Consider the following 260-nt stretch of genomic DNA (forward strand, 5'->3'; position numbering starts at 1 on the left):
GGATGAGGCAGTGAAAATCTCAGGTGCTGATCCTGACTATCATCGCCGCGACTTGTTTGAGTCAATCAACAACGGTGACTATCCTGAGTGGGAGTTTGGCGTACAGTTATTTACCGAAGAAGAAGCCAACGAATTCCCATTTGACCATCTCGATGCAACCAAGCTGATTCCAGAAGAATTGGTACCAGTGAAAGTTGTGGGTAAAATGGTATTGAACCGCTATCCAGATAATTTCTTTGCAGAGACTGAGCAAGTAGCAT

1 protein-coding gene is annotated in these 260 nt (G+C 44.6%); it reads left to right on the forward strand.

The window, feature by feature from the left end:
• The coding region (locus tag AAEY80_RS14630) for a catalase (protein ID WP_350588606.1) at positions 1-260 on the forward strand (260 nt) is incomplete at both ends.

This window comes from Psychrobacter sp. 78a-MNA-CIBAN-0178 (assembly GCF_040309625.1).
GTDB lineage: Bacteria > Pseudomonadota > Gammaproteobacteria > Pseudomonadales > Moraxellaceae > Psychrobacter > Psychrobacter okhotskensis.